Below are 286 nucleotides of genomic sequence, written 5' to 3'. Positions count from 1 at the left end.
CGAGCGCGATGTCGCGGTTGATCGCTCCACGGTGTATCGTTGGGTGCAGAAATTTGGCCCGGAACTGACCAAGCGTACGGAAAAGCATCTCCGGCGGGCCAGCGTCGATTGGCACGTGGACGAGACCGACATCCGCGTCTGAGGGAAGTGGCGCTACCTCTGGCGCGCAGTCGATGCGAATGGGCAGATGATCGATTTCCGCCTAACCGCCCGGCGCGATGCGAAGGCGGCAAAGGCTTTCCTGAACAAAGCCATTGAGCGCGTCCGCCTGCATCGGCCCGTGACC

1 pseudogene is annotated in these 286 nt (G+C 62.6%); it reads left to right on the top strand.

What is annotated here, in order from left to right:
* A pseudogene (locus HRQ87_RS20740) lies at positions 1–286 on the top strand (DDE-type integrase/transposase/recombinase); the annotation flags it as partial.

The sequence above is a fragment of the Parasulfitobacter algicola genome (assembly GCF_013315265.1).
Classification (GTDB): Bacteria; Pseudomonadota; Alphaproteobacteria; order Rhodobacterales; family Rhodobacteraceae; genus Parasulfitobacter; species Parasulfitobacter algicola.
Note: the sequence above shows the minus strand (reverse complement) of the source record. Positions and strands in the feature narration are given on the sequence as shown.